Origin of the sequence: Ruegeria atlantica, from assembly GCF_947495585.1 — a bacterium.
GTDB classification, from domain to species: Bacteria; Pseudomonadota; Alphaproteobacteria; order Rhodobacterales; family Rhodobacteraceae; genus Ruegeria; species Ruegeria atlantica_G.
The window spans coordinates 1-25,691 of sequence record NZ_CANLZK010000018.1 but is presented as its reverse complement, the minus strand read 5'-3'; the positions used below and the strand labels follow the sequence as shown (position 1 = coordinate 25,691).

General features: G+C 58.3%; 26 protein-coding genes. 7 read left to right on the top strand and 19 right to left on the bottom strand.

The annotated features are described in order from the left end of the window. Position 1: 1 nt before the first annotated feature. The 11 genes from QMP16_RS21170 to QMP16_RS21120 all read right to left on the bottom strand — a co-directional run bounded on the left by QMP16_RS21170 (position 2) and on the right by QMP16_RS21120 (position 9,802). Complete coding sequence (locus QMP16_RS21170; RefSeq protein WP_058274391.1) at positions 2-175, bottom strand: hypothetical protein; 174 nt, start codon at positions 173-175, stop codon at positions 2-4. Continuing rightward, entirely contained in the window at positions 175-780 is a 606-nt protein-coding gene (locus QMP16_RS21165) for an NADH-quinone oxidoreductase subunit C (protein ID WP_058274390.1), read from the bottom strand. Before QMP16_RS21165 ends, QMP16_RS21170 begins: the two co-directional genes overlap by 1 nt. An 11-nt stretch (positions 781-791) precedes the next feature. Further along, the gene (locus QMP16_RS21160; protein ID WP_037307875.1) at positions 792-1,325 is read right to left on the bottom strand and encodes a NuoB/complex I 20 kDa subunit family protein; all 534 of its coding nucleotides are present in this window, start codon (positions 1,323-1,325) and stop codon (positions 792-794) included. Next, positions 1,316-1,681 carry an NADH-quinone oxidoreductase subunit A gene (locus QMP16_RS21155; protein WP_282154004.1) on the bottom strand — a complete coding sequence of 122 codons (366 nt, stop codon included), beginning with the start codon at positions 1,679-1,681 and terminating at the stop codon, positions 1,316-1,318. Before QMP16_RS21155 ends, QMP16_RS21160 begins: the two co-directional genes overlap by 10 nt. A gap of 188 nt (positions 1,682-1,869) precedes the next feature. Continuing rightward, the gene (locus QMP16_RS21150; protein WP_282154003.1) at positions 1,870-2,658 is read right to left on the bottom strand and encodes a crotonase/enoyl-CoA hydratase family protein; all 789 of its coding nucleotides are present in this window, start codon (positions 2,656-2,658) and stop codon (positions 1,870-1,872) included. A 9-nt stretch (positions 2,659-2,667) separates the two neighbouring features. Then, positions 2,668-3,522, bottom strand: a complete 855-nt coding sequence (locus tag QMP16_RS21145; RefSeq protein WP_282154002.1) for a hydroxymethylglutaryl-CoA lyase — start codon at positions 3,520-3,522, stop codon at positions 2,668-2,670. 66 nt (positions 3,523-3,588) lie between these two features. Then, a complete protein-coding gene (locus QMP16_RS21140) occupies positions 3,589-5,517 on the bottom strand; it encodes an acetyl/propionyl/methylcrotonyl-CoA carboxylase subunit alpha (RefSeq protein ID WP_282154001.1) in 1,929 nt (642 codons plus the stop codon). A gap of 3 nt (positions 5,518-5,520) precedes the next feature. Further along, complete coding sequence (locus QMP16_RS21135) at positions 5,521-5,946, bottom strand: ASCH domain-containing protein (protein ID WP_282154000.1); 426 nt, start codon at positions 5,944-5,946, stop codon at positions 5,521-5,523. A gap of 1 nt (position 5,947) precedes the next feature. Next, complete coding sequence (locus QMP16_RS21130; RefSeq protein ID WP_282153999.1) at positions 5,948-7,552, bottom strand: carboxyl transferase domain-containing protein; 1,605 nt, start codon at positions 7,550-7,552, stop codon at positions 5,948-5,950. Further along, entirely contained in the window at positions 7,549-8,349 is an 801-nt protein-coding gene (locus QMP16_RS21125; protein ID WP_282153998.1) for a hypothetical protein, read from the bottom strand. Before QMP16_RS21125 ends, QMP16_RS21130 begins: the two co-directional genes overlap by 4 nt. After that, positions 8,339-9,802 carry an AMP-binding protein gene (locus tag QMP16_RS21120; protein WP_348774626.1) on the bottom strand — a complete coding sequence of 488 codons (1,464 nt, stop codon included), beginning with the start codon at positions 9,800-9,802 and terminating at the stop codon, positions 8,339-8,341. The genes QMP16_RS21125 and QMP16_RS21120 overlap by 11 nt, the downstream gene beginning before the upstream one ends. 205 nt (positions 9,803-10,007) lie before the next feature. Between QMP16_RS21120 and QMP16_RS21115 the strand changes: the two genes are divergently transcribed. Further along, a complete protein-coding gene (locus tag QMP16_RS21115) occupies positions 10,008-10,613 on the top strand; it encodes an OmpW/AlkL family protein (protein WP_109310444.1) in 606 nt (201 codons plus the stop codon). A 54-nt stretch (positions 10,614-10,667) separates the two neighbouring features. Here the strand turns inward: QMP16_RS21115 and QMP16_RS21110 are convergent, their stop codons facing one another. The 3 genes from QMP16_RS21110 to QMP16_RS21100 all read right to left on the bottom strand — a co-directional run bounded on the left by QMP16_RS21110 (position 10,668) and on the right by QMP16_RS21100 (position 13,889). Beyond that, positions 10,668-11,831 (bottom strand): isovaleryl-CoA dehydrogenase, encoded by a 1,164-nt coding sequence (locus QMP16_RS21110; RefSeq protein ID WP_282153997.1) that lies wholly within the window; start codon positions 11,829-11,831, stop codon positions 10,668-10,670. 156 nt (positions 11,832-11,987) lie between these two features. Continuing rightward, positions 11,988-13,178, bottom strand: a complete 1,191-nt coding sequence (locus tag QMP16_RS21105) for a DegT/DnrJ/EryC1/StrS family aminotransferase (protein ID WP_282153996.1) — start codon at positions 13,176-13,178, stop codon at positions 11,988-11,990. Positions 13,179-13,217: 39 nt separating this feature from the next. Beyond that, the gene (locus QMP16_RS21100) at positions 13,218-13,889 is read right to left on the bottom strand and encodes an HAD-IA family hydrolase (protein WP_282153995.1); all 672 of its coding nucleotides are present in this window, start codon (positions 13,887-13,889) and stop codon (positions 13,218-13,220) included. A gap of 133 nt (positions 13,890-14,022) precedes the next feature. Here QMP16_RS21100 and glmU point away from each other — a divergent pair, with 133 nt between their 5' ends. The 4 genes from glmU to QMP16_RS21080 are packed head-to-tail and all read left to right on the top strand — an operon-like array spanning position 14,023 to position 18,446. Continuing rightward, positions 14,023-15,378 carry a bifunctional UDP-N-acetylglucosamine diphosphorylase/glucosamine-1-phosphate N-acetyltransferase GlmU gene (gene glmU, locus QMP16_RS21095; protein WP_282153994.1) on the top strand — a complete coding sequence of 452 codons (1,356 nt, stop codon included), beginning with the start codon at positions 14,023-14,025 and terminating at the stop codon, positions 15,376-15,378. A gap of 3 nt (positions 15,379-15,381) precedes the next feature. Further along, positions 15,382-17,205, top strand: coding sequence for a glutamine--fructose-6-phosphate transaminase (isomerizing) (gene glmS, locus QMP16_RS21090; RefSeq protein ID WP_282153993.1), 1,824 nt, complete (start codon positions 15,382-15,384; stop codon positions 17,203-17,205). Positions 17,206-17,208: 3 nt separating this feature from the next. Then, positions 17,209-17,751 (top strand): pyridoxamine 5'-phosphate oxidase family protein, encoded by a 543-nt coding sequence (locus QMP16_RS21085; protein WP_282153992.1) that lies wholly within the window; start codon positions 17,209-17,211, stop codon positions 17,749-17,751. Between the two features lie 8 nt (positions 17,752-17,759). After that, positions 17,760-18,446, top strand: a complete 687-nt coding sequence (locus tag QMP16_RS21080; protein WP_282153991.1) for a DNA alkylation repair protein — start codon at positions 17,760-17,762, stop codon at positions 18,444-18,446. Here QMP16_RS21080 and QMP16_RS21075 read toward each other — a convergent pair. Next, positions 18,434-18,850 (bottom strand): hypothetical protein, encoded by a 417-nt coding sequence (locus QMP16_RS21075; RefSeq protein WP_058274375.1) that lies wholly within the window; start codon positions 18,848-18,850, stop codon positions 18,434-18,436. The genes QMP16_RS21080 and QMP16_RS21075 overlap by 13 nt on opposite strands. Before the next feature lie 90 nt (positions 18,851-18,940). On the opposite strand from QMP16_RS21075, the gene moaA reads away from it, so the two are divergent. Together moaA and QMP16_RS21065 are read left to right on the top strand one after the other, a co-directional pair. After that, positions 18,941-19,948, top strand: coding sequence for a GTP 3',8-cyclase MoaA (gene moaA, locus QMP16_RS21070; protein WP_058274374.1), 1,008 nt, complete (start codon positions 18,941-18,943; stop codon positions 19,946-19,948). Position 19,949: 1 nt separating this feature from the next. Beyond that, a complete protein-coding gene (locus QMP16_RS21065) occupies positions 19,950-21,248 on the top strand; it encodes a 3-deoxy-D-manno-octulosonic acid transferase (protein ID WP_282153990.1) in 1,299 nt (432 codons plus the stop codon). Between the two features lie 80 nt (positions 21,249-21,328). On the opposite strand, the gene QMP16_RS21060 is transcribed toward QMP16_RS21065, so the two are convergent. The 4 genes from QMP16_RS21060 to QMP16_RS21045 form a co-directional block, all read right to left on the bottom strand. Then, positions 21,329-22,492: a M20 aminoacylase family protein gene (locus tag QMP16_RS21060; RefSeq protein ID WP_282119162.1), complete on the bottom strand. Its 1,164-nt coding sequence runs from the start codon at positions 22,490-22,492 to the stop codon at positions 21,329-21,331. 59 nt (positions 22,493-22,551) lie between these two features. After that, the gene (locus QMP16_RS21055; protein WP_282153989.1) at positions 22,552-23,694 is read right to left on the bottom strand and encodes an MFS transporter; all 1,143 of its coding nucleotides are present in this window, start codon (positions 23,692-23,694) and stop codon (positions 22,552-22,554) included. Between the two features lie 70 nt (positions 23,695-23,764). After that, positions 23,765-25,042, bottom strand: a complete 1,278-nt coding sequence (locus QMP16_RS21050; protein ID WP_282153988.1) for a DUF3422 family protein — start codon at positions 25,040-25,042, stop codon at positions 23,765-23,767. A gap of 107 nt (positions 25,043-25,149) precedes the next feature. Next, complete coding sequence (locus tag QMP16_RS21045; RefSeq protein WP_282119160.1) at positions 25,150-25,506, bottom strand: VOC family protein; 357 nt, start codon at positions 25,504-25,506, stop codon at positions 25,150-25,152. Positions 25,507-25,691: the final 185 nt, after the last annotated feature.

Below are 25,691 nucleotides of genomic sequence, written 5' to 3'. Positions count from 1 at the left end.
CTTATCGGCGCTCCAGCTCTTGCAGTTTCAGCCCGACCCACCACAGCAACGCGATCGTGCCAAAGGGAACCAGACAGAGAAGGCACCAGAATTTGTTGATCCCGAAAAACGGCAATATCTTCACCATCGGGATGATGGTCAGCGCAGACAGGATCAGCCACCAAATGCCACCCATTATTCAGCCTCCTGCTTTTCATCACCCGGCAGTATGTAATTCGCGCCTTCCCACGGGGACATGAAATCGAACTGACGGTATTCCTGGACTAGCGACACCGGCTCATACACAACGCGCTTTTGGGCCTCGTCATATCGAACTTCGGTGTATCCTGTGGTTGGGAAATCCTTGCGCAGCGGATAGCCACGGAATCCATAGTCGGTCAGGATGCGCCGCAGATCCGGGTGGCCTGAGAACAAGATGCCGAACATGTCGAACACTTCGCGCTCAAACCAATTGGCCGAGGGATGCACATCCACGATCGAAGGCACCATGTCCTCTTCGCGGATCGAGACCCGCAGGCGGATGCGCTGGTTCTGATACATCGACAGGAAGTGATAAACCACGTCAAAACGCTTGGCCCGTTCGGGATAGTCGACGCCGGTGATATCGACGAGCGTGGAGAACTGGCAGCCGCGGTCGGACTTCAGGAATTCAATGAATTCCACAACGTTCGACAGCGCCACATCTACGTTCAACTCACCATGGGTTACGTCCCAGGACAGAACACAATCAGTTCGCTTCAACTCCAGCTGGGTGCCGAGTTCTTTGAGTGCTTCGCTCATCAACTCTCTCCTCAGCGCACGATGGTGCCGGTACGGCGGATTTTGCGTTGCAACTGCATCAGACCGTACAACAGCGCCTCAGCGGTCGGGGGGCAGCCGGGGACGTAGATGTCCACTGGAACAATACGGTCGCAGCCTCGAACAACGGAGTATGAATAGTGGTAGTAGCCGCCACCATTGGCGCAGGAGCCCATTGAGATCACATAGCGCGGCTCGGGCATCTGGTCATAAACCTTACGCAGAGCGGGGGCCATCTTGTTGGTCAGGGTGCCAGCCACGATCATCACGTCCGACTGACGGGGGGAAGCACGGGGTGCGATGCCAAACCGTTCCGCATCGTAACGCGGCATCGAGGTGTGCATCATCTCAACCGCGCAGCAGGCCAGACCGAAAGTCATCCAGTGCAGCGAGCCGGTGCGAGCCCAGTTGATGATGTCCTCGGTCGAGGTCAGCAAAAACCCTTTGTCCTGCAGCTCGGCATTCAGGGCCTGGGTGGCGACTTCTTTGTCGACGCCGGCGGTGTTTGCACCCGTCATCACTCCCATTCCAGGGCCCCCTTCTTCCATTCATAGGCAAAGCCGATGGTCAGGACACACAGGAACACGATCATGGACCAGAAGCCAACATCGCTGATGTCCTTGAAGCCGACAGCCCAGGGGAACAGAAACGCGATTTCCAGGTCGAATATGATGAAGAGAATCGCGACCAGATAGAACCGGACATCAAACTTCATCCGCGCATCATCGAACGCGTTGAAACCACATTCATATGCGCTGACTTTCTCGGGGTCGGGATTGCGGACCGCCAGAACGACTGCCGCCAGAATCAAAACGATTCCAAGGCCCACAGCTACGGCCAGAAACACCAGAATCGGGAGATACTCCCGCAATAGGTCTTCCACGTACAGCTCCTTTCCTGCGCATACCCTGAAAGGGAGCGCCGTCAATTGGCGTGTTGACTGGACATTCTCTATCCCTGCGGGGTCAGAGGGTCAACCGAACACAAACGCACAGGGGGTTAATATTCGACTTATCGAAGCTCTGTCACAGAAGGTCACCCACACAATCGCGACCACATCACAAGTGGCGCCTAAACCTTACTAATCCATGCAGGTTTTCTTTTTTCAAAGAATGCGCCGATTCCTTCCTTGGCCTCTTCGGTTTCCCACCTGTCAACCAGCTCGCGGATCGTGTGGTCGATCACGGCATCGTCAATGCGCGGCCCCAGCTGGCGTACCAATTGCTTGGCCGATGCCACCGCGCCGGGTGCACAGGTAAGATAGGGCAGGACTTCGGACTCAACCGCATCATTCAGGTCGGCAGCGGGCACAATTCTGGCCAGCAGACCCAGTTCCACTGCTTCTGCGGCTTGGAATATCCGGGCCGACATGAACACGCGCCGCGCGCGGGCTTCGCCCATACGGGCGATGACATAGGGGCCAATCGTGGCGGGGATCAGACCCAGCTTGGTCTCTGTCAGCCCCATTTTGACCGTGTCCACTCCGATCGCCACATCACAAACCGACGCCAGTCCCACACCGCCGCCAAAGGCATTGCCGTGGATCGCACCGATCAGCGGTTTGGGCAACGTGTTCAGCGCCTGCAACATTTCGGCCAGCTTACGCGCCTCGACAAACCGGGTCTCGGATTCTGCCGCCATCTGAGATTGCATCCACCCCAGATCACCGCCTGCACAAAAGCTTTTGCCCGCAGCGGTCAGTACAACAACACGCACTGCGTCGTCGCTTCCAAGCTGGTGCGCGGCTTGCGTAAGATCAGTGATCATCTGCGCCGACATGGCGTTGTGCTTGTCCGCACGGTTCAGGGTCAGAGTGGCCACACCACGCGCGTCCGTGGTCACCGCAATCGTTTCAAACATGTCCGCTCCTTACTGGGATCGCATGGCGCGCGCCATCTGCGCGGCCTCTTCGATGACCGCAAGGTCGAGGCCGGTCTGATATCCAAGCCGCTCCAGATGAACCACAACAGCTTCGGTAGCGACGTTTCCGGCAGCGCCCGGCGCGTAAGGACACCCACCCAAACCTCCAACGGCGCTGTCGAACACCCGAACGCCCAGCGCCAGCGCAGCGTCGATATTGTCGATGGCCCGCCCGTTGGTGTCGTGGAAATGCCCCGCCAGCCGCGTCATCGGTACGCGCTCGCGCACTGCCAGCAACATGTGGGCGATAGTGTCGGGCGTGCCCTGCCCGATCGTGTCCCCCAGCGATACTTCGTAACACCCCATCGAAAACAGCCGGTCCGCAACTTCGGCTACCTTTTCGGGCGGCGTTGGTCCGTCATAGGGGCAATCAGTTACGCAAGACACATACCCACGTACTGGCAGGTCGATGTGGCGCGCAGCTTCAAGAATCGGGGCAAAGCGGTCGATGGATTCTTCGATAGTCGCGTTGATATTGGCTTTTGAGAACCCTTCCGAGGCCGAAGCGAATACCGCGATCTCATCCGCCTTTGCGGCCAGAGCGTCTTCGTATCCCTGCATGTTCGGCGTCAGCGCGCCATAGCGGACGCCGTCGGCCCGTTTGATCCCGGCTAATACTTCCGCGCTGCCCGCCATTTGCGGCACCCATTTGGGCGAGACAAAACTGGCCACTTCGATGCGGTTGAAACCGGCCTTGCTCAGGCATTCGACCAGAGCCACCTTTTCCGCCACTGCAATTTCGCGCTTTTCGTTTTGCAGACCGTCGCGCGGACCCACTTCGAAGATTTCGACCCGTTCACCCATTGCTGTGTCCTTCTCTGATTGCCGCATTCGATCCGACTGTGCCACGTTGTTCGAGAAGGGGACAGTTCATTCCTCCTCCAACCGGACCAACGCCGCCCCGGCCTCGACCTGCGCCCCGGCATCCGCCAGCACTTCGGCAACGATGCCGTCGCGGGCGGCCAGCAGGGAATGTTCCATTTTCATGGCTTCGAGGATTGCCAGCCGGTCGCCTTCTTGCACGGCTTGACCCACCTGCGCAAAGACAGCTTTGACCAGACCCGGCATCGGGGCCTCAATCACATTGGTGTCGCCAGCGGCACCGGCATCGCGGTCCAATGGATCAACAATTTCCAGGACTTGACCATAGTTTTCAAAAACTGTGATCTGCGAACCCGAGACAGACACGCGCGGCATAGGGGCTCCGTCGATCATCCAACCGCCCGGACCGCGTTGGGCAAGGATCGTGTGTTCTCCGACCTGCCAGACCTGACGGTTCTGACCTTCTACCTGAACGTCCAGATCAATATCATCACCTGCCCGCAACTGGACCGCACGATGCAGCGGTGCCCATAGCGAAAACCCTGTTTCCTCAACTGTATCCACCAGATCCAAAGCCGTCATCGCGGCCGCGACGATCGAAGACGCCGGGATCGGCTCTGCACGGGCCAGCGCGTCCAGATCGCGACCAATCAGGCCAGTATCAACATCACCGACGGCAAAGCCCGGATGCCGCGTCAGTGCGCCAAGAAAGCCAAGGTTCGTGACTGTCCCCGCAACCTCAGTGCCTTTCAGGGCGCGATGCAATTGTTCCAATGCGACAGCGCGTGTGGGGCCGTGCACGATCACCTTCGCGATCATCGGATCATACCAGGGGCTGATCGTATCACCCGCGCGCACGCCGCTATCGGCACGACATGCCGCCGGGAAGCGCAGATGGGTCAGCGTGCCGGTCGCCGGTAAAAAGCCTTTTGGCACGTCCTCTGCATAAAGCCGCGCCTCGAACGCGTGACCCGAGATCGACAGGTCACTCTGCTGTTTGGGCAGGCTCTCGCCCGCTGCAACACGCAACTGCCATTCGACGAGGTCCACGCCGGTGATCGCCTCGGTCACCGGGTGTTCAACCTGCAAACGTGTGTTCATCTCCATGAACCAGAACCGATCCGGGCGCAGCCCGTCCGAGGCATCCACGATGAATTCAACCGTGCCCGCGCCTTTGTAACCGATGGCCTCGGCGGCACGTACGCCCGCCTGCCCCATCGCGTCGCGCATCTCGACGGTCATGCCCGGGGCCGGCGCTTCTTCAATCACTTTCTGGTGCCGCCGTTGCAGCGAGCAGTCGCGTTCAAACAGATGCACCGCATGAGTACCGTCGCCAAACACCTGAACCTCGATATGGCGGGGCTTGGAGACGAACTTCTCGACTAGAACAGCATCATTGCCAAAGGCTGTGCGAGCCTCACCCCGGGCGCTGTCCAGTGCCTCGGCAAAATCCTCGCGCTGTTCGACCAGCCGCATACCTTTGCCACCGCCACCCGCGACGGCCTTGATCAGGACCGGATAGCCAATCGTGTCGGCCGCACCCGCCAGATGCTCGGGGTCCTGATTGTCGCCGTGATACCCCGAAACAACCGGCACGCCAGCCTGCTCCATCAATACCTTGGCCGCGTCTTTGAGACCCATCTTGCGGATCGCATCCGCCGAAGGGCCAATGAAGGTCAGGCCAGCCGCCTCGACCGCATCCACGAAATCAGGGTTTTCCGAGAGAAATCCATAACCCGGATGGATCGCCTGCGCCCCGGTATCGAGCGCGGCTTGAATGATCACGTCGCCCTTGAGATAGCTCTCAGCCGGCGCCGCACCACCGATATGAACAGCCTCGTCCGCCATCTGCACATGCCTGGCCGACGCATCGGCATCAGAATACACAGCCACGCAAGTTACGCCCATTTTCTGAGCGGTTTCCATCACCCGGCAAGCAATCTCGCCCCGGTTGGCAATCAGGATTTTATTGAACATAGTTTAGCCCTTATCCACCAGGTCTTCGATCAGGCGGAACCGTTCGCAAAGCAATTCCATCTCGGGATCAAACCCGCCGTTACGCTCAAAGTAACGCCGGTGAGCCTCGCGCCACCCGTCTAACGTTTCGTTTTCACCTTCGGCCAAGGCGAAGTCTTCGGTCATGTCACAATAGCGGCAGATCGAAACCTCGACCGTCTCAATCACCAATGCGGGACGATCATCCCATTCAAGGGCAATATCGCGCCGCCCAACAACCGGGGTATCAAGGCTGCCTTCTGGATAATCGCGCAGAGCGCCGCAGGTTGCCGTTTTTTGCCCTGCCCGAACCAGCGCTAAAAGCTCGGCACTCAGGATTGCACTGTCGCCGAATTTGAACGTCTGTGCATCGGGATAACGCGCTTTTATTTTTTCCAGGTCGGTGCTCATCTTACATCCTGAACACGCCAAAGCGTGTCTCCTCAATCGGCGCATTCAGTGCCGCGTTCAACGACAAGGACAGCACGTCCCGGCTTTTGCGCGGGTCGATAATTCCGTCGTCCCACAGCCGCGCTGAGGCATAGAGCGGATGGGATTGTTCTTCGAACATCTCCAGCGTGGGGCGCTTGAAGTCGGCCTCTTCTTCCGCCGACCAAGTTCCGCCTTGGCGTTCAATCCCGTCCCGCTTGACGGTAGCCAGAACACCCGCCGCCTGCTCTCCACCCATCACGGAAATGCGCGAGTTCGGCCATGTCCATAGGAACCGCGGTTGGTAAGCCCGGCCCGACATGCCGTAATTCCCCGCTCCGAACGAGCCACCCACCAGCATGGTGATTTTCGGCACATTGGTTGTGGCCACCGCTGTTACCATCTTGGCCCCATGCCGCGCGATGCCTTCGTTTTCGTATTTGCGACCAACCATGAAGCCAGTGATGTTCTGCAGAAATACCAAGGGGATTTTGCGCTGCGAACACAGCTCGACAAAATGCGCGCCCTTCTGTGCAGCCTCGGAAAACAGCACGCCGTTATTGGCGATGATCCCGACCGGGCAGCCTTTGACATGAGCGAACCCGGTCACCAACGTTTCACCAAAGCGCGGCTTGAATTCGTCAAATCGCGAGCCATCGACCAACCGCGCGATCACCTCGCGAATGTCATAGGGCGTGCGCAGGTCGGCGGGGACGACGCCCAGAATTTCTTCGGGGTCATAGGCCGGATCCTCGGGGTTGGCCCAATCCACTGTCTGTGGCTTGCGCCGGTTCAGCGATCCGACAGCCCGCCGCGCCAAAGCCAGTGCGTGGGCGTCATCCTCGGCTAGATAATCCGCCACCCCGGACAGGCGCGTATGGACATCTCCGCCACCCAAGTCTTCGGCGCTGACCACCTCACCCGTCGCGGCCTTGACCAAAGGTGGTCCGGCGAGAAAGATGGTGCCCTGTTCCCTGACGATGATCGTTACATCCGACATCGCGGGCACGTAGGCCCCGCCAGCCGTACACGACCCCATCACCACAGCGATTTGCGGGATGCCCTTCGCGCTCATCCGCGCCTGATTATAGAAGATGCGGCCAAAGTGATCGCGATCGGGGAACACTTCATCCTGATTGGGCAGGTTTGCGCCGCCGCTGTCGACCAGATAGATGCAGGGCAGTTGGTTTTCTTCGGCGATCTCCTGCGCGCGCAGGTGCTTTTTGACTGACATCGGATAATAGGTGCCACCCTTCACGGTGGCATCGTTACACACCACCATGACCTCTTGCCCCTGCACCCGGCCAATCCCTGCAATGACCCCGCCACAGGGCGCAGCGTCACCATACATCGCATGCGCCGCCGTCGCGCCGATCTCAAGGAACGGCGACCCCGGGTCCAACAGGTTCGCCACCCTACGACGCGGCAGCATCTTGCCCCGCGATTCATGCCGTGCGCGGGATTTTTCGCCGCCGCCCATGCGGGCGGCCTCGGCGGCGTCGGCAATTTGCGCCAACGCGTCCAGATGAGCCGCGCGGTTTTCCCGGAAGCCTTTGGACGAGGGCAAAGCAGAGGATCGGAGCTTCATCTTGTGTACTCTCTTAGAAAATCTCGAACGGGGTTTTCGCTGACTGCAAAGCTCTGCATCAGACGCGCGTAACCTTGCGCCACGTTGCTGGAACAAACTGCGTCAAGTTTTTTGATCTCTGGCTCTTCCAGAAAATCTTCCAGATCCGACATCGGGACCATAAAATAGTAGTCAAATGGCAGCATCTCGGCCGCCATCTCCATCGCCTCGACGGCGTCTTCGTTATCCCCACGGCACAAATAGGCCAGGGATAGGTTGCGATAGGCGTTTCCCATATCGTCATAGGCGCCATCCGCCTCGTACTGGCTTACGGCCAGTTTGAAACGCCCGACGACCTCGCGATTGTAAAAGTTCTCGTCCGCTTGCGCTTCCGGCAGAAACATCGAGACATAGGCCAGATTTTCATCATGCCATCCGTCGGTTTGCATCTCGGTGCTGAAGACACTTCTCAGCATGCGGATTTCGGGTTCATATTTCAGGGTGCTGTAAGAGGCAGAGATTGCATCTAAATAGTTGTCATAAAATGCAATTTTTCGTTTGTCTTCGTCATCAAGGCTCGCCACTCGACCGGCTACTTTGCGCAATTCAGAAATAGCCTCGTCGGGATAATCATAATAAACTAGAAGGTCCGCCAGTTGCAGTTGCTCTATGACTGCAATTTTGTCTTCGACGGCATTTTCGATTGTGTCCCGCATCCACGTCTCGAAGTAAGCCTTGCCCGCCCAGGCGGCACCGACGACCGCAATTGCGGTGGCGCTGAATTCAATTCCCGTTCTGACGCTGGATTTATCCGGCATGGCATTCCTCCTCAGACGCGCGACGTTTCAATTCCTTTCGGACTACTTTTCCGGTCACGGTCAAAGGCAATTCTTGCACAAAAGCCACTTCACGGGGGTAAGAATAATGCGCAAGGCGGGTTTTAACCCACTCCTGCAACTCGGATTCTGAGGCGTCGGCCGCCGGTTTCAAAACCACATATGCCTTGACGATTTCTGTCCGCAGCTTGTCGGGCTTGCCGACCACGCCCACCGTTGCCACCGCCGGGTGGGTCAGCAGGCAATCCTCGATCTCTGCCGGGCCGATACGATAACCGGACGAGGTGATGACATCATCGTCGCGTCCAACGAAACGCAGGTATTCACCCTCCCACACACCTCGGTCGCCGGTGATCAGCCAGTCGCCACGGAACTTCTCAGCCGTCGCCTCGGGCCGGTTCCAATACTCCAAAAGCATCGAGGCTGAGCCGCGCCGGATGACCACGTCACCCTCATCAGCCGTCGGGTTGCCGTCCTCGTCGATCACCGCAATTTCGTGCCCCGGGACCGGTTTGCCTATGCAACCGGGCCGCACCGGGAAGTCATCTGAGCAGGAAGAGACAACCATGTTGCATTCGGTCTGGCCGTAGAATTCGTTGATCGTTAGACCGAACGCCTCCTGCCCCCAGGCTAACATCTCGGCCCCCAGCGGCTCACCCCCGGACGCGACTGACCGTAGCCCGGGAAGTGCCTGATCCGCCGCCTTGAGCATTCGAAGTGCCGTTGGGGGAAAGAACACGTTCCGCACACCACCGCGCGCGATCACATCGGTGCAGGCTTCGGGGGTGAACTTGTCCAGCCGGGCCGCTACAACCGGAACGCCCAGCGCGAGACCAGGCATCAACACATCGAACAGCCCACCGATCCAGGCCCAATCGGCAGGTGTCCAGAGGCAGTCGCCTTCGCACAGGTTGTTATGGCTGATCGAAACCCCCGGCAGGTGGCCGGTCAGCACCCTGTGGCCATGCAACGCACCTTTCGGACTGCCCGTGGTGCCGGATGTATAGATCAACACCGCCGGATCCTCTGGCCCGGTGTCAGCGAATGGCACAACGCCTCCGTCTTCGCCAATCTGGTCCGCCATGAGCGGTTCTGCCAGATCTCCTAACAGCATTGCACCTTCCGGGTCGGTCAGCACAACCTGCGCTCCGGCATCGCCCACCCGAGACCGCAGGGCATCCTGTTTGAATAATTTGAACAACGGCACCGAGATCGCGCCTATTTTCCAGATCGCCAGATGCGCCGCCGCACACCACGGTGACTGGCTGAGCAACACGCCCACGCGATCCCCCGGCTGCACTTTCTTCGACAGTGCGCGCGCGATGCCGTCTGTCATTTCAGCAAGCTGCCCGTAGGTGACGCGCCGCTCGTCGCTTCCTGTCAAGTCGATCACGGCGACCTGATCCGGCGCGTGATCAAGACACTGACGCGCCATATTCAGACGAGATGGCACGTCCCAGCCCCCCGCTGAACGCAAACCCGGTATGCGATTAGCTTCTATCACGCTGCAATCCCCTTATTTTCAAGGGCCTTACCGGGGAAGCCTCCGATGACCCTGTCACACAGATTTGATGCAGATCAGAGTGCGCGGACCGCGCGGCTGTCAATTCAATCTCATCAACTGAACCAAAGGCAAGACCATGACCAACAAACTCGCCGCTTTGACACTTTCCACCGCGCTGGTGGCGCTTGCTGCCCCCGCCTTTGCCCAATCGCAGGGTGATTGGACCGTCGGTGTCGGTGTCGGTTACCTCAACCCCAAGTCCGACAATGGCACGCTGGCCGGACAAAAGGCCGAGATCGACTCGGACACCCGCCCGATCTTCACTGCCGAGTATTTCATCCGTGACAATCTTGGCATCGAACTGCTGGCCGCTACACCGTTCAAGCACACCGTAACCCTGGGCGGAAGCACCGAGGCTGGCACCGTCAAGCACCTGCCGCCCACCCTGTCGCTGAACTATCACTTCCCGACCAACAGCGCATGGAAGCCCTATGTCGGTGCCGGTCTGAACTACACCATCTTCTTCGACGAGCAGTCCGCACTGGGTGATCTGAAGGTCGATGACTCTTTCGGTGTCTCGCTGCAGGCCGGTCTGGACTATATGGTCTCGGACAATGGTGCTGTCCGTCTGAACGTACGTTGGTTTGATATCGACACGGACGTCAAACTGAACGGAACCAAGATCGGCAAAGCCGATATCGATCCCTTCCTTGTCGGCGTATCCTACGTTCATAAGTTCTGATCCTTCCAAGGAAAACGCTTCGCAGTTCCCTCGTCTGCGAAGCGTTTTCTTCTCTCAGCGCATCTCGTTCATCAGTTCCCGCCCGATCAGCATCCGGCGGATTTCGCTAGTGCCCGCGCCAATCTCCATCAGCTTGGCATCGCGGAAAATCCGGCTGACCGCCGAGTCAGACAGGAACCCTGCCCCACCCATCGCCTGAACAGCCTGATGCGCCTGCGACATGCCCTGTTCTGAAGCATAAAGACAGCACGCAGCCGCATCCTGACGGGTTACATCCCCCCGGTCACAAGCCTTGGCGACCTCATAGACATAGGCCCGTGCGGAATTCATAGCGGTGTACATATCGGCGATCTTGCCCTGCATCAGTTGAAAGCTGCCGATCGGTTTGCCGAACTGCTTACGCTCTGCCAGATAGGGCATGATCTCATCCAGACAGGCCGCCATGATGCCGGTTCCAATTCCGGCCAGAACCACACGTTCGTAATCCAGCCCGGACATCAGAACCGCAACGCCCTTACCTTCTTCGCCCAAAACGTTTTCGAACGGCACCTCGACATCTTCAAAGATCAGCTCGGCCGTGTTCGAACCGCGCATCCCCAACTTGTCGAAATGGGGCGAAGTCGAGAAGCCCTTCATCTCTTTCTCAATCAGAAACGCGGTGATGCCCTTCGATCCGGCCTCCGGGTTGGTCTTGGCATATACGACCAGCGTATCCGCGTCCGGCCCGTTGGTGATCCAGTATTTGTTGCCGTTCAGCCGGTAGTGATCATTGCGTTTTTCCGCACGCAACTTCATCGACACAACATCGGATCCGGCGGAAGCCTCGGACATGGCCAACGCACCAACATGTTCGCCCGAGATCAGGCGCGGCAGGTATTTCGCCTTTTGCTCGTCATTACCGTTCAGCTTGATCTGATTGACGCACAGGTTCGAATGCGCGCCATAAGACAGAGAGACCGAGGCCGATGCCCGCGCAACCTCTTCCACAGCTACAGTGTGGGCCAAATAGGACATCCCTGCCCCACCGTATTCCTCGGATACAGTGATGCCGAGCAAACCCAGATCGCCCATCTCTTTCCAAAGCTCGTTTGGAAATGCGTTCGAGGCATCGATTTCACCCGCCATCGGCTTGACCCGCTCCTGCGCCCACCGGTGTACCATTTCACGCAGGGCATTCACGTCCTCGCCCAGATCAAATTGCATGGCCGCCGTGAACATAAGCGATCTCCTCTTTCGCATTAATGAACAGTTGTTCAATAAATAGCAGCGAATCTGAATTGGGTCAACGACGGCATCCCAAAAACAAACCGCCGCCCTGATCGGGGCGGCAGTTTCATACAAATAAAGCGTGCGCGTCACGCGCACTCGATTGGATTACGACTGATACACTGCGCTCACCTCTGCCCGAATGATCCGTGCGATCAGCGCGCAATCATCAAGCGAAAAGGTTAAGGGAACGCGCATGTCGACGATCCCGGCGAGGATTCGATCACTTTTTGGCATCGGCGCGCTGTCGGCATATCGCCAGCTGTCATAGCGCGATGTAAAGCCGTTCGGCTCGGCCCCGCCGAACCACTTAAGCTCGACCCCCCGGGCCGCGCAGCGCTGGATAACCTCGTTTACCCGCTCCGCCGACCAATCGAGCAACAGGAACTGGATCGAGGAACCGACAAATGTCTCGGCCTCTGGCCGGTCGACAACGCTCAGACCTGGCGTCTCGCGCAGGCCTTTTTCGATTTCGAAATAGCGTTCGTTCCAGCGTTCGATCTGCCGATCCAGATCGCGCAATTGCGGGCGCAGGATTGCGGCCCGCAGATTATCCATTCGCCCCGAGACATTGGGGGTATGATACTTGATCCGCTCAAACACCTCTGGCCCCGGTGCCGCAAGGTGGCGTTCGTACAGCATGTAGGACCCCGACAGCATCGTTGCCTTTGCCGCCAGTTCCTCATCATCGGTGATAAGCAAGCCGCCCTCGCCCGAATTGACGTGTTTGTAGGTCTGGCAGGAATAGCAGCCAATCGCGCCTTGTCGGCCCGAAACCTGCCCATGCCACGCAGCGCCCATTGTGTGGGCGCAATCCTCGATCACCGTGACACCTGCGGCATCGCACATCTGCATCAGCCGATCCATGTCACACAGATGACCACGCATATGGCTCAGCATCAAAACGCGGGCCTGATCCAGCTTGGTTTCGAGATCGCCCAGATCAATCGTAAGGTCTTCGGTCACACCCACAAAAACGGGGCGCGCACTGACCGAAGCAATAGATCCGGGCACAGGTGCCAGAGTGAACGTGTTCGTCAGCACCGGGTCCCCCGGGTTGACCCCCACGGCCCTCAGTGCCGTTGCCATCGCATAGCCGCCCGAGGACACGGCCAGACAGTATTTGGCACCTGTCTGGGCGGCAAATTCCTGTTCCAGCAGGGCGGTTTCGCCCAATTCGCCAGGTACGACGTTATAACGATGCAGACGCCCGTGGCGCAGTACCGCCAGCGCGGCCTCAACCGCCTCTTCTGGAATGGGTTCCTGCTGTGTGAAGCTGCCAGTGAATATCTCGGTCATAAGAGTGTTCTGGTCCTGCAAAACGTTCGGGTCAAGGGATTACGCGGCCGCACCAATCAACTCTGCAACCAATTCTGGTAAATCATGGAAATGGTGCAGCAGAGCTTCGGGTTCCAGCGCGGCCATATCATCGCCGGACGGGCCGAAGGTAACCAATACCAACGGCACACCCGCGGCGCGGGCCGTGTTTCGGTCAGTGTCGGAATCGCCAATCAGAACACATAAATCAGGATGACCACCCGCCCGGCGTGCAGCTTCACGCAGCGGTTCCGGATCAGGCTTGCGCACCGACAGCGTGTCTGCACCAACTAAAGAGGCAAACAGGTCACGCACTCCCATCTGCGTGAGCAACTGATGGGCCAAGGCTTCAGGCTTATTGGTACAGATGCCAACCCCGTAACCTGCGGACTTCAACAATCCCACTGCGTCCAGCGCGCCAGGGTAGAAATGGGTATGCGTGTCGATATCGTCGGAATACGCTTCAAGCAGCATCGGGTAGTAGTCTTGAACCGTTGCATCGTCATAAGCGCCCACCCGTTTCAACCCATGGGTCAGCATCATTCGGCCACCGCGCAGCGCAACGCCCGCATCTTCGCCGTGAACCAACACATCCCCATGCCCCATATGCCGAAAACAGTGGTTGGCGGCGGCCAGCAAATCGCCCGATGTATCGGCCAAGGTCCCGTCCAGATCGAAGATAACCGTACGCATAATGCCCCCTAATTCGGCGAGTCTTCGCCATAAGTGTTGCAAACGGCAATCTTGTTTGATGCCCGAACCGCTTGCGCCTTTGAACTCAGCGGATAAAACGGGTCGCAACAAAACACAAAGAGAAATCGTTTTTATGACCATCGCCCTTGTTATCCTTGCCGCCGGAAAAGGCACCAGGATGAATTCGGATACCCCAAAAGTTTTGCACCCTATTGCCCAAACGCCGATGTTGGTACACGCGATGCGCGCCGGTGCGGTGCTATCACCCGATCGAACCGTTATTGTCACTGGTCACGGCTCTGATGAGGTTGCTAAAGCCGCCGAATCCGAGGATGAAACGGCACAGATCGCCGTTCAGGAAGAACAGCTTGGAACAGCGCATGCGGTTGCACAGGCGCGGGATGCTCTAGACGGTTTCGATGGCGATGTCATCGTCCTTTACGGCGACACACCCTTTATCGACCCCAGAACACTGGAGCGTATGATTGAGGCGCGCACATCCTTTGATCTGGTCATGCTGGGCTTTGATATTGCCGAAGTTCAGCCCCGCTATGGCCGGTTGATCATGGATGGCGAAAAACTGGTCGAAATCGTTGAATACAAAGACGCAACCGAAGAACAGCGCGCCATTCGCTTTACCAACAGCGGACTATTGGCCTGCAACGCAAAACTGCTGTTCGAATTGATTGACGCGGTCAGCAATGACAACGCCTCGGGCGAATATTACCTGACCGAAATCGTGGCACTGGCAAATGCGCGCGGTCTGTCGGCGACAGCGATCAAATGCGATGAGGCTGAAACGCTGGGCGTGGACTCTCGGGCCGATCTGGCGGCGGCCGATGCCGAGTTTCAGACCCGTGCGCGTAACGAGTTGTTGGCTTTGGGCGTGACGCTGATGGCCCCCGAAACGGTTTATTTGTCAGCTGACACGATCGTAGGCCGGGACACGGTGATTGAACCCAACGTCGTCTTTGGCCCCGGTGTTTCCGTCGAAAGCGGCGCGACGATCCGGGCGTTCTCACATCTGGAAGGCTGCCATGTTAGCCGCGGTGCCATCGTTGGCCCCTATGCCCGCCTGCGCCCCGGTACGGAACTGGCTGAACACACGCGTATCGGCAATTTCGTTGAGGTCAAGAATGCCCAGATCGCCGAAGGTGTAAAGGTCAACCACCTCAGCTATATCGGCGACGCCTCGGTCGGTGAAGCAACCAATATCGGCGCGGGGACGATCACCTGCAATTATGACGGCGTCATGAAACACCAGACGACCATCGGGCAGAACGTCTTTATCGGCTCCAACACCATGCTTGTTGCCCCCGTTTCAGTGGGTGACGGCGCGATGACCGCGACGGGTACGGTGGTCACGCGTGACGTGGAACCGGATGCGCTGGCCGTGGCGCGCGCCAAGCAGGAGAACAAGCCCGGCTATGCGCGCAAACTATTTGAGATGTTGGCGGCGAAGAAGGCACGCCGCGACAGAGGAGCCTGATCTATGTGTGGAATTGTAGGTGTACTGGGTGAGCATGAGGCCGCGCCAACTTTGGTCGAAGCACTAAAACGGCTTGAGTATCGTGGTTATGACAGTGCCGGGATTGCCACGGTCAATGCTGGCACGCTTGGTCGTCGTCGTGCGGTAGGCAAGCTGGTCAACCTGAGCGATCTGCTGGTGCACGACCCCCTGCCCGGAAAATCCGGTATCGGTCACACCCGCTGGGCCACCCATGGCGCACCATCGGTGACCAACGCGCATCCGCACAAGGCCGGCCCAGTGGCGGTTGTGCATAACGGTATCGTCGAGAACTATCGTGAGCTGCGCGCAGAACTGGCGGAACATGGGATCGATTTTTCAACAGAAACCGATACCGAAACCGTCGCTCTATTGACCAAGCATTATCTGAAGACCGGCCTCTCACCGATTCAAGCCGCGTTTAAGACGATCGACCGACTTGAGGGCGCGTTTGCATTGGCGTTCCTTTTCGATGGAGAGGACGACCTGATTATCGCCGCGCGCAAAGGATCTCCACTGGCCATCGGGCACGGAGATGGCGAGATGTATGTGGGTTCAGACGCCATCGCACTGGCCCCACTGACCGACCGTATCACCTATCTTGAAGAGGGCGACCGAGCAATACTGACCCGGACCTCTCTGGAGATTCGCAACGAAGATGGTGAATTGGCGAACCGCGAAACGCGTCGGATCAAGCTGGATCATACGCGAACCGGCAAGAATGGCCACAAGCACTACATGGCCAAGGAAATCGCCGAACAACCCGTGGTGATTGCTGACGCGATCCAGTCTTATTTGCCCGGTAACGGCGATCAGGTGGTGCTGCCTGACACCGATCTGGATTTCGCCAAACTGGATCGGTTGACCATGGTGGCCTGTGGCACGGCATTTTACGCCTGCCTGACGGCGAAGTACTGGTTCGAGCAATTGGCCCAAATGCCCGTCGAGGTCGATATCGCCAGCGAGTTTCGCTATCGCGAACCTCCGATCACGGGGCGCACGATGGCGCTGTTCGTGAGCCAGTCGGGTGAAACTGCCGACACTCTGGCGGCACTGCGCTATTGCGAAGGCAAGGCGGACAAGATCGTCTCGGTCGTCAACGTCCCCGAAAGTTCGATCGCCCGTGAAAGCGATATCGCCCTGCCCATCCATGCGGGCGTTGAGATCGGCGTGGCTTCGACCAAGGCGTTCACGTGTCAACTGAGCGTTCTGCTGATGATGGCGCTCAAGGCGGCTGCGGATCGTGGTACGCTAACCGACGACGAGCTGGCCGACCACTATGCTGCGCTACGCGGCCTGCCAACGGTGATGAATGCAGCGCTGGATCAGAATCCGGCCATCAAGACGTCCGCACAGCGCCTGTCCGAAGCCCGCGACGTTCTGTTCCTGGGTCGCGGCCTGATGTATCCGCTGGCGATGGAGGGGGCGCTGAAGCTCAAGGAAATCAGCTATATCCACGCCGAAGGTTATGCTTCGGGTGAGCTGAAGCACGGACCAATCGCCCTGATCGACAAGAATATGCCTGTGGTGGTCATGGCCCCGCGCGACGCCGTGTTCGACAAAACGGTGTCGAACATGCAAGAGGTGATGGCGCGCAAGGGTAAGGTTATTCTAGTCTCGGACGATGACGGGATTGCCGAGGCTGAAGATGGCGTCTGGAGCATCATCCGGATGCCGCATGTCCACCCCAGCCTGGCGCCGATCCTCTACTCGGTGCCTGCACAACTGCTGGCCTATCACACGGCGGTGGCCAAAGGCACGGATGTAGACCAGCCGCGCAACCTGGCAAAATCGGTTACAGTGGAGTGAGACATGGCCAAGCAATTTCCGGAACTGGACGACGGGCAGCGTAAATTCATCGAAGAACAGCACATGTTCTTCGTCGGCACTGCGGCACCCGACGGACGGGTCAACATCTCGCCCAAGGGTATGGATTCGCTACGCGTTCTTGGCCCGAACCGGATTGCCTGGATGAACTTAACCGGCAGCGGCAACGAAACCGCCGGTCATCTGCTTGAAGCGAACCGCATGACGCTGATGTGGTGTTCGTTCACGACCCGCCCCATGATCCTGAGAACGTATGGCACCGCGCGCACGCTGCATGTGGGGGATGAGGGCTGGGATGAATTGGCTGGCCTGTTCCCCGATCACCGTAGTGCGCGTCAGATCTATGATCTGGATATCGATGTGGTCCAGACTTCGTGCGGCTATGCCGTGCCGTTCATGGAATATCAGTCCGAACGCGACACGATGCAGAAATGGGTCGATGGCAAGTCCGACGAGCAGATCCAATCCTACTGGGTTGAAAAGAACCATCAGACCATTGATGGCAAACCCACGCGCACCCGACCCTGAGTTTATTGATGATTGAAGCCTATCTGGACCAGATCAAAGCCCATTCCGATCCCGAGCGCGCCGAACAAATGGCGGCCTATCACAAGGCCGACCGCCCCCATCTGGGCGTGGCAAACCCGATCCTGAATGATCTGACCAAAACCTGGCGACAGGAGTTGGATGTGGCAGCGCGCGTCGAACTCGCAGATGCGCTGTGGCAAACCAATATTCACGAAGGACGTCTTGCCGCCGCAAAACTGCTGACACAGGCGCGCATCCGACCGGATGATGCCGTTTGGGACCTGCTGCAAAGCTGGTTGCCGGATTTTGATGCCTGGGCCGTGGCGGATCACGCCTGCATGGCGATGCAAAAGCGCCTGTCAGCCGACCCTTCGCGGCTGGATCAGGTGGAAAGCTGGACAGAATCGGACCACATGTGGACCAGGCGCGCGGCGCTGGTGGCGACCCTGCCCTGGACCAAGCAGAACCACCCCAAACCGGTAGACCTGCAACGCCGAGACCGCATTCTGGGTTGGGCTGCAGGCTATGTGCCCGATCGCGACTGGTTCATTCAAAAGTCTGTTGCGTGGTGGCTGCGGGAGCTGTCCAAGCACGACCCGGACCGCGTCATTGCCTTTCTGAAGGCACATGGAGATGCGATGAAACCGTTCGCACGAAAAGAGGCTGGCAAATATCTGAAAGGTCAGTTGGAATAAACTTCCAATTCAACCAATTCATCGAATGGCAACAGCAGTGCCCGCATCGCATCCAGCGAAAGGCGGCTGCCGCCCCCGGCTGGCCCGGATGCCGGAATCAGCGTGATATAGGCCTGCGCGCCTGTCCGCGGCACAACCACGCGCCCGGTGAATTCAGTCTCCACCAAAGACGTTTCCAGCCATCGACCAGGTGTTGTGGGATCTCCCAGACCGGCAATCGTGGTTTTTGGACCGAGCCAACCAGTGGCGGCAACGGCAACGGGTTGCGGCTCGACCACCTCTTCTACAACGGCTGGTTCTGCTTCTTCGGGGGGCTTGTCACCACCAAAGACACGATCGGTGGTCGACCGCACGGTGTCACATCCCGCCACCAGAACACAAAAAGCCAAAAGCGCATATCTCATGACGCAAACCTATCGCCCTGCGCGCATCTGTTCCAGCGCAAAGCGCAGTTCGCCCTTGTCGCAGGGCGGTTGCAGCTTTACCTATGTCGCATGACAGCTCCGCTTATCGACCCGTTCGCACGTGCCATCACCTATCTCCGCGTATCCGTTACGGATCGCTGCGATTTCCGCTGTGTCTATTGCATGTCCGAGGACATGACCTTTCTGCCCAAGAAAGACCTGCTGACGCTGGAAGAGCTTGACCGCATGTGCTCGACCTTTGTGAACATGGGTGTTGAAAAGTTGCGCATCACCGGCGGTGAGCCTCTGGTGCGCCGCAATATCATGACATTTTTCAATTCGATGACCCGACATCTGGACAGCGGCGCACTGAAAGAGCTGACGCTAACCACCAATGGTTCGCAACTGCACCGATTTGCCGATGATCTGTACGCCGCAGGTGTGCGTCGCGTGAACGTATCGCTGGATACGCTGGACGAGGATAAATTTGCCAAGGTCACCCGCTGGGGACGGCTCAAACAGGTGCTGAACGGGATCGACGCCGCGCAGAAAGCCGGTCTCCGGGTCAAGATCAATGCGGTCGCCTTGAAAGGGTTCAATGAACCCGAGTTGCCAAAGATCACTGAATGGTGTGCCGAGCGTGACATGGATCTGACCTGGATTGAGGTCATGCCCATGGGCGATATCGGAAACGAAGACCGCCTGGACCAGTACTGGTCTCTTGAAGATGTGCGCAAGGAATATGAAAAACACTATTCCGTCACGGATCTGGCCGAACGGACTGGTGGACCTGCGCGTTATGTACGGCTTGAGGATACGGGCCAGAAAATCGGCTTTATCACTCCGCTGTCGCATAACTTCTGCGAAAGTTGCAACCGCGTGCGCCTGACCTGCACCGGTGAGCTGTACATGTGCCTTGGGCAAGAGGATATGGCCGACCTGCGCGCCCCGCTGCGCGATCATCCCGACAGTGATAAATCATTGGAAGAGGCAATCAGGTCCGCGATCACCCTCAAGCCCAAAGGGCATGATTTCGACTATTCCCGTCAGGCCGTCGACGGCCAGATGAGCCGCCACATGAGCCACACGGGCGGCTAAAGTGCCAAACAACCCCGACCAGCCAACGCTGCTGTACAAGCTGTATTGCGGCCTGACTTCCGTTGCGGCCCCGCTGGCATGGCGCACGGTTCGCAAAAAGCTGCAGACGGCGGGCGTTCCCGAAACGCGCCAGCAGGAACGCCTTGGCCACGCCACGCAAACCCGCCCGGATGGGCAGCTGATCTGGTTCCACGCCGCCAGCGTTGGCGAAACTCTGTCGGTCATCAGCCTCATCAAACGTCTGGGCGAAGGCCTGCCCCAGGCTGAGTTTCTGATTACCTCCGGAACCCCAACTTCGGCCGCGCTGATCGAAAAACGAATGCCACCGCGCGCACGCCATCAATTCCCACCACTAGACACAGCCGGACCGGTGAAGCGTTTTTTGGATCACTGGCGCCCTGACGCCGGCGTCTTCGTCGAAAGTGAAATCTGGCCACGCCTGATTGTCGAAGCATCTCGGCGCGAGGTTCCGCTGGCGCTGCTCAACGCGCGCCTATCGGATCGCTCGGTCGATGGATGGAAGAAGCGACCCCAAACCGCGCGATTTATTCTGGACCATTTCACACTGTTCCTAACCCAGAATGACAAGACTGCGGCAAATCTTATCGACATGGGCGCACGCCCCGATCGGGTACAGCCCGGCACCAACCTCAAAGCCATGTCGGATCCGCTGCCGGTCGATCAGACCACGCTGAGCGATATCCGCGCTCAAATCGCCGACCGCCCGGTCTGGATCGCCAGTTCGACCCATGCAGGTGAGGAAGAAACGGTTCTGGCCGCGCATGCCAAGCTGTTGCAACGCTGGCCCCATCTGCTGCTTCTGCTGATCCCCCGGCACCCCGAACGACGGTCAGAGGTTGCAGATCTTCTCGAGTCCGCCGGGCAGTCCGCCGCCTTCCGCACCAAGGGCGACAAGATCGCGCCGCAGACTCAAGTTTACGTCGCTGACACACTGGGCGAAACCGGCACATGGTACGCATTGTGCCCAATCGTGTTCCTGGGCGGCTCGCTCAAGGAAATCGGCGGTCACAACCCGTTTGAGCCCGCACAGGCCGGTGCCGCTGTGATCACTGGTCCGGGGTACTTCAATTTTTCTGAAACCTTCGCGCCACTGATCGAAAGCGGTGGCGCGGCCGAGGTCAACTCCGCCCCGCAACTCGCGGATGCCGTTGCAAATTTGTTGTCAGACGACACCGCGCTGGACAAAGCGCAGGCTGGCGCGAAATCCTGCGTAAATCTCCAGAAATCCGCGTTGGGCGATGTGATCAACACCTTGTGCGAGACACTCAGCCTCGCCTGACGCAGCAAGGGTCCACTTTCATCTGCCATAAATATCCCGGGGAGCGCGAGGGGCTGGCCCCTCGCTTCCTTACGCCTACATCAGGCTGCGGGCATCCGTTGTTCTACGATCCCGGCCCACCAGCTGCATCCAGCCGGAATCGCCTCGTCGTTAAAATTATATTCGGGATGATGCACAGCCGCTGTATCGCCATTGCCAACCAGGATGTACGCTCCGGGCCGTTCTTCCAACATAAAGGCAAAGTCTTCACCGCCCATGATCAAGGGCGCTTCGTCACAGTTTCCAGACACCGAGCGCGCGACATCCGCAGCAAAATCGGTCTGCTCGTCGCTGTTTACCATCACCGGATAACCCCGGTAATAGGTCACATCGGCCTGACCACCAAAAGTGGTGGCGATACCTGCGCAGATTTCCTGAACGCGCTTTTCAGCCAAGTCGCGCATATCCTTGCTCATCGTGCGCACGGTCCCTTTGATCTTCACCGATTGGGGGATCACATTGAACGCGTTTGACGACGTCTCAAACGACGTGACCGAAACCACAAGACGATCAATCGGGTCAGCATTGCGCGATGCAATGGTCTGCAGCGCCAAGACAGCCTGAGCAGCCATCACAGTGGAGTCGACCGTTTCATGAGGCTTGGCGGCGTGCCCGCCTTTGCCTTCGAAAGTGATGTCGAACTGATCTGTAGCCGCAAAAAAGGCCCCAGGCCGAATGGCGAAGCTGCCCACCGGGCGGCCGGGCCAATTGTGCATGCCGTAGACCTCTTGAATGCCCCAGCGGTCCATCATGCCGTCTTCGCACATCTCGCGCCCACCGCCGCCGCCTTCTTCGGCTGGTTGGAAGATCACAATCACAGTGCCGTCAAAATTGCGCGTCTCGGACAGGTATTTCGCGGCCCCTAACAGCATCGCCGTATGCCCGTCATGGCCGCAAGCGTGCATCGCGCCATCGGTTTTTGAGGCATAGTCCAACCCCGTCGCTTCGTGGATCGGCAGCGCATCCATGTCTGCACGCAACCCGATCACCTTGCCGCTGGTGTCCGTCTTGCCCTGTATCACGCCGACAACTCCGGTTCGGCCGATGCCTGTCACCACTTCATCACAGCCAAAGTCTCGCAATCTTTCGGCGACCAGGGCACTGGTGCGGTGGGTTTCGAACAGGATTTCCGGGTTTTCATGAATATCGCGTCGCCACTCGGTGATTTCACCCTGCAACTCGGCGAACCGGTTTTTGATCGGCATGTTGGTCTCCTAACTGTTGGTTTTCCGGCCTGCTGCACCGCTATGACCCCGCCATGACTTCAATCTGTTTCGGCAGGTCGCAACGAACCCGCCAACAGGACAATGAATACGGCCAGCGGCAACAGCGCCGTGAATGCTACGCGCAATGTAAGCATCTCTGCGAGAAACCCAATAAGCGGCGGGCCAATCAACAGGCCTCCGTACCCCAGCGTGGCGACGCTGGCGATCGCCTGCCCCGGCGGTACGTTGGGATCACTTGCCGCCCGGCTGAACGCCAACGGCATGATCACCGCGTATCCGACCCCCATCATCGCAAAACCTGCCAATGCCAGCCCTGCCTCGGCAGCGGACACAACACAGAACACACCCAAAGCGGCGCAAGCCCCACCAAATCGCGCTGTTGCCACCGGTCCAAACCGCGCAATGACAAACCCGCCTGCCAAGCGGAAAGCAACCATGGCTACCGAGAATACTGCATAGCCCAATGCCGCAATGCTTTCGGCGGCGTCGGTCACGTCCCGTAGGAAAATCGCACTCCAATCCGCCACTGCACCTTCCCCCAAAGCTCCGCACAGAGCGGTGAAGCCCACAAGGATCAAAGCGCCTGAAGGCAAAGCAAAAACCTTGCCTCCGGACACGGCCGCGCGGCGCGATGTCCAGCGTACCCATGACAATGCCAATGCCAGCCCAACGACGATCCCGCCCGCCAGCAAAAAGTGTTGGATCACTGTCAGCCCCATCTGCACCGCTGCAAATCCGCTGAGGGCGCCCAACCCTGCCCCAAGGCTCCACATCGCGTGGAATGATGACATCACGGGCTTCTTGTACGCCTGCTCAACCTCTGCCGCCCAGGCGTTCATCGCCACATCCATCGAGCCGTGGAAAGCCCCGAATACAAACAAAAAAGCCGCAAGAGACCAGAAGCTACCCGCGAGGGCCAGAAGGATCAACGAAACCGTATAGAGAACGGCAATGTACCGCGTCAGAACCACCGCGCCGAACCTGTCGGTCAACCGGCCTGTGATCGGAAATGAACACACCGCGCCCGCCGCCATGAACAACAGGCCATATCCCAGTGTCTCATGCGTCAGGTCCAGTTTATCCCTGACCGCTGGAATGCGCGATGCCCAGATGCCGAACAATGCGCCATTCAATATGAACATGGCGGCCACGGCCCGCCACGCCGACACGATTCCAATCACAGAGAATTCCTCGACCCAAGTGTCAAACGCGTTTGTTGTACAACTCGCTGGTCCAAAGGCAAATACGGATCTACTCCAACCGCTTTCGAATCCTACGAACGGCAAACCATACCGCCAAGACAACCGGAATCGTCACCGCTGCGCTTAACATCCCTTTACTGATCCCGGTATCCGTCAGGGGGTAGAGCAGATAGCTGACCAGCGATACGGCGTAATAGCTGATCGCGACCACGGAAAGCCCCTCGACTGTGTGCTGCAGACGCAGCGCCAGATCCGCGCGGCGATCCATGCTTTCCAACAGGGCCTGGTTCTGTGCGCTTCGCTCAACATCTACACGGGTTCGCAGCAATTCCCCTGCACGGATGGCCCTATCTGACAGGGCTTGCAGGCGGCGTTCCGTGGATTTCACCGTACGGATCGCCGGGTCGTATCGGCGCATCATAAAGTCCGCAAAGTTCTGACCGCCTTCAAAACGCTCTTCGCGCAGGACCTCAATCCGCTGATTTACGATGGCCTCATAAGCACCCGTGGCTCCGAACCGGAACGAACACTGCGCCGCCAAAGTTTCCAGTTCAATCGAGGTCGACAGCAAGTCCTGAAGCAACTCGTCGGGCTGGGCAGAATTGTCGGTCATCTGCCCCATCAGTCGCGTCAGCTTTTCATCCAGCTTTCCGATACGAGGCATTAGTTGTTTGACCCGTGCAAAACCCAGCATAGACATTGCCTTGTAGGTCTCGATCTCACACAAACGCTGGACGATCCGTCCCGTCCTGCGCCGACCGGTTCCATTCGCGACAAACAGCGCAAACCGCATGTGCCCTGCCGGATCGATACGAAAATCACTTGCGCAAACAGCTGCGTCATCCAGCACCCGAGCAACAGCCAGGCTTTCTGGTTCGAACCAATCCAGCAGCTTGGATTTGATCACCTCGTCGCCTTCGCGTTCGACAACACGCACCATGGCCGACGTGACCCTCTGACCGGGGCTGGCCATCAACCAGTCGGGCGGAAAAACCTCAAAATCAGCCGGGTTGAACGCACGCTCGCTGACGTTCTGGGCGATGGCCGTATAGGTCACGAACTCGGTATGTTGTTCCCACTTCAACCAATGGCGGCCGATTTGTCCGGCATAGTGCGTGGCGTCAGGCTGCGGGTGCTGAGCACCGTGGCGGTCGAGAAGATCGATCAGGTGATCCAGATCTTCGCGGCGATCACGTGCGACGGCGGCAACAGATTTCTTGATCGCAAGAAAGACCACTGTACAGGGCATTGCCGCCACCGGAAACGGACGGGCGTGCAATTCATTAGCCAGCGCATAGCGCAGCGGATGGTCATCTATCGGCGTCATCTTGGGCTCCGTTTCGTCCGAGGCACTATACGACACCTTTAAAATTCATCAATTCTCTTTTTATTTCATATACTTACATGGATACTACGGTATACAAACCCGCTATCTCATTGATTTGGCTGCCACAGCTCGATCGGGTTGCCCTCAGGGTCATGGATGCGCGCGAACTTGCCAACCTCACTGTCCCACTCTGCGTTAGTTTCAACCTTGATCCCTGCGGCTTCAAGCTGCGCAATCATGGTGGCCAGATCATCGACACGAAAATTGATCATCCACTGCTGCTCGGATCTTCCGAAGTACGCGGTGTCCTGCGCAAAGGGGGCGAAGACTGTGTAACCCTCGCGCTGTTTCCATGGCTCCGGGATATAGTGATTTACACCCAGATGCTTTTCATACCACGCGCTCAAGGCCTCGGGATCACGAGCGCGAAAGAACACGCCGCCTATGCCGTTCACTTTTTCCATCGGGCACCTCCTTTTCAATTCAGGATACACCAAAAACAGAAAAGGCGCCCACTGGGGCGCCTTTACGATAGTTATCATGACCCGGCTTATTCGATCATAGGCAGTAGTTTGTCGAGGCTTGCCTTTGCATCGCCATAGAACATGCGGGTGTTTTCTTTGAAGAACAGCGGGTTTTCGATGCCCGA

Bases quoted from the DNA above. Each gene is read 5' to 3' on its own strand.
- QMP16_RS21060 (WP_282119162.1), bottom strand. From the start codon at position 22,492: ATGCCGATCAAAAACCGGTTCGCCGAGTTGCAGGGTGAAATCACCGAG.
- QMP16_RS21170 (WP_058274391.1), bottom strand. From the start codon at position 175: ATGGGTGGCATTTGGTGGCTGATCCTGTCTGCGCTGACCATCATCCCG.
- QMP16_RS21110 (WP_282153997.1), bottom strand. From the start codon at position 11,831: ATGTTCACGGCGGCCATGCAATTTGATCTGGGCGAGGACGTGAATGCC.
- QMP16_RS21135 (WP_282154000.1), bottom strand. From the start codon at position 5,946: ATGAGCACCGACCTGGAAAAAATAAAAGCGCGTTATCCCGATGCACAG.
- QMP16_RS21045 (WP_282119160.1), bottom strand. From the start codon at position 25,506: ATGGAAAAAGTGAACGGCATAGGCGGCGTGTTCTTTCGCGCTCGTGAT.
- QMP16_RS21050 (WP_282153988.1), bottom strand. From the start codon at position 25,042: ATGACGCCGATAGATGACCATCCGCTGCGCTATGCGCTGGCTAATGAA.
- QMP16_RS21120 (WP_348774626.1), bottom strand. From the start codon at position 9,802: ATGGCGCGTCAGTGTCTTGATCACGCGCCGGATCAGGTCGCCGTGATC.
- QMP16_RS21140 (WP_282154001.1), bottom strand. From the start codon at position 5,517: ATGTTCAATAAAATCCTGATTGCCAACCGGGGCGAGATTGCTTGCCGG.
- QMP16_RS21125 (WP_282153998.1), bottom strand. From the start codon at position 8,349: ATGCCGGATAAATCCAGCGTCAGAACGGGAATTGAATTCAGCGCCACC.
- QMP16_RS21075 (WP_058274375.1), bottom strand. From the start codon at position 18,850: ATGAGATATGCGCTTTTGGCTTTTTGTGTTCTGGTGGCGGGATGTGAC.
- QMP16_RS21115 (WP_109310444.1), top strand. From the start codon at position 10,008: ATGACCAACAAACTCGCCGCTTTGACACTTTCCACCGCGCTGGTGGCG.
- QMP16_RS21080 (WP_282153991.1), top strand. From the start codon at position 17,760: ATGATTGAAGCCTATCTGGACCAGATCAAAGCCCATTCCGATCCCGAG.
- glmS (WP_282153993.1), top strand. From the start codon at position 15,382: ATGTGTGGAATTGTAGGTGTACTGGGTGAGCATGAGGCCGCGCCAACT.
- QMP16_RS21165 (WP_058274390.1), bottom strand. From the start codon at position 780: ATGAGCGAAGCACTCAAAGAACTCGGCACCCAGCTGGAGTTGAAGCGA.
- glmU (WP_282153994.1), top strand. From the start codon at position 14,023: ATGACCATCGCCCTTGTTATCCTTGCCGCCGGAAAAGGCACCAGGATG.
- QMP16_RS21160 (WP_037307875.1), bottom strand. From the start codon at position 1,325: ATGGGAGTGATGACGGGTGCAAACACCGCCGGCGTCGACAAAGAAGTC.
- QMP16_RS21085 (WP_282153992.1), top strand. From the start codon at position 17,209: ATGGCCAAGCAATTTCCGGAACTGGACGACGGGCAGCGTAAATTCATC.
- QMP16_RS21105 (WP_282153996.1), bottom strand. From the start codon at position 13,178: ATGACCGAGATATTCACTGGCAGCTTCACACAGCAGGAACCCATTCCA.
- QMP16_RS21150 (WP_282154003.1), bottom strand. From the start codon at position 2,658: ATGTTTGAAACGATTGCGGTGACCACGGACGCGCGTGGTGTGGCCACT.
- QMP16_RS21145 (WP_282154002.1), bottom strand. From the start codon at position 3,522: ATGGGTGAACGGGTCGAAATCTTCGAAGTGGGTCCGCGCGACGGTCTG.
- moaA (WP_058274374.1), top strand. From the start codon at position 18,941: ATGACAGCTCCGCTTATCGACCCGTTCGCACGTGCCATCACCTATCTC.
- QMP16_RS21100 (WP_282153995.1), bottom strand. From the start codon at position 13,889: ATGCGTACGGTTATCTTCGATCTGGACGGGACCTTGGCCGATACATCG.
- QMP16_RS21130 (WP_282153999.1), bottom strand. From the start codon at position 7,552: ATGAAGCTCCGATCCTCTGCTTTGCCCTCGTCCAAAGGCTTCCGGGAA.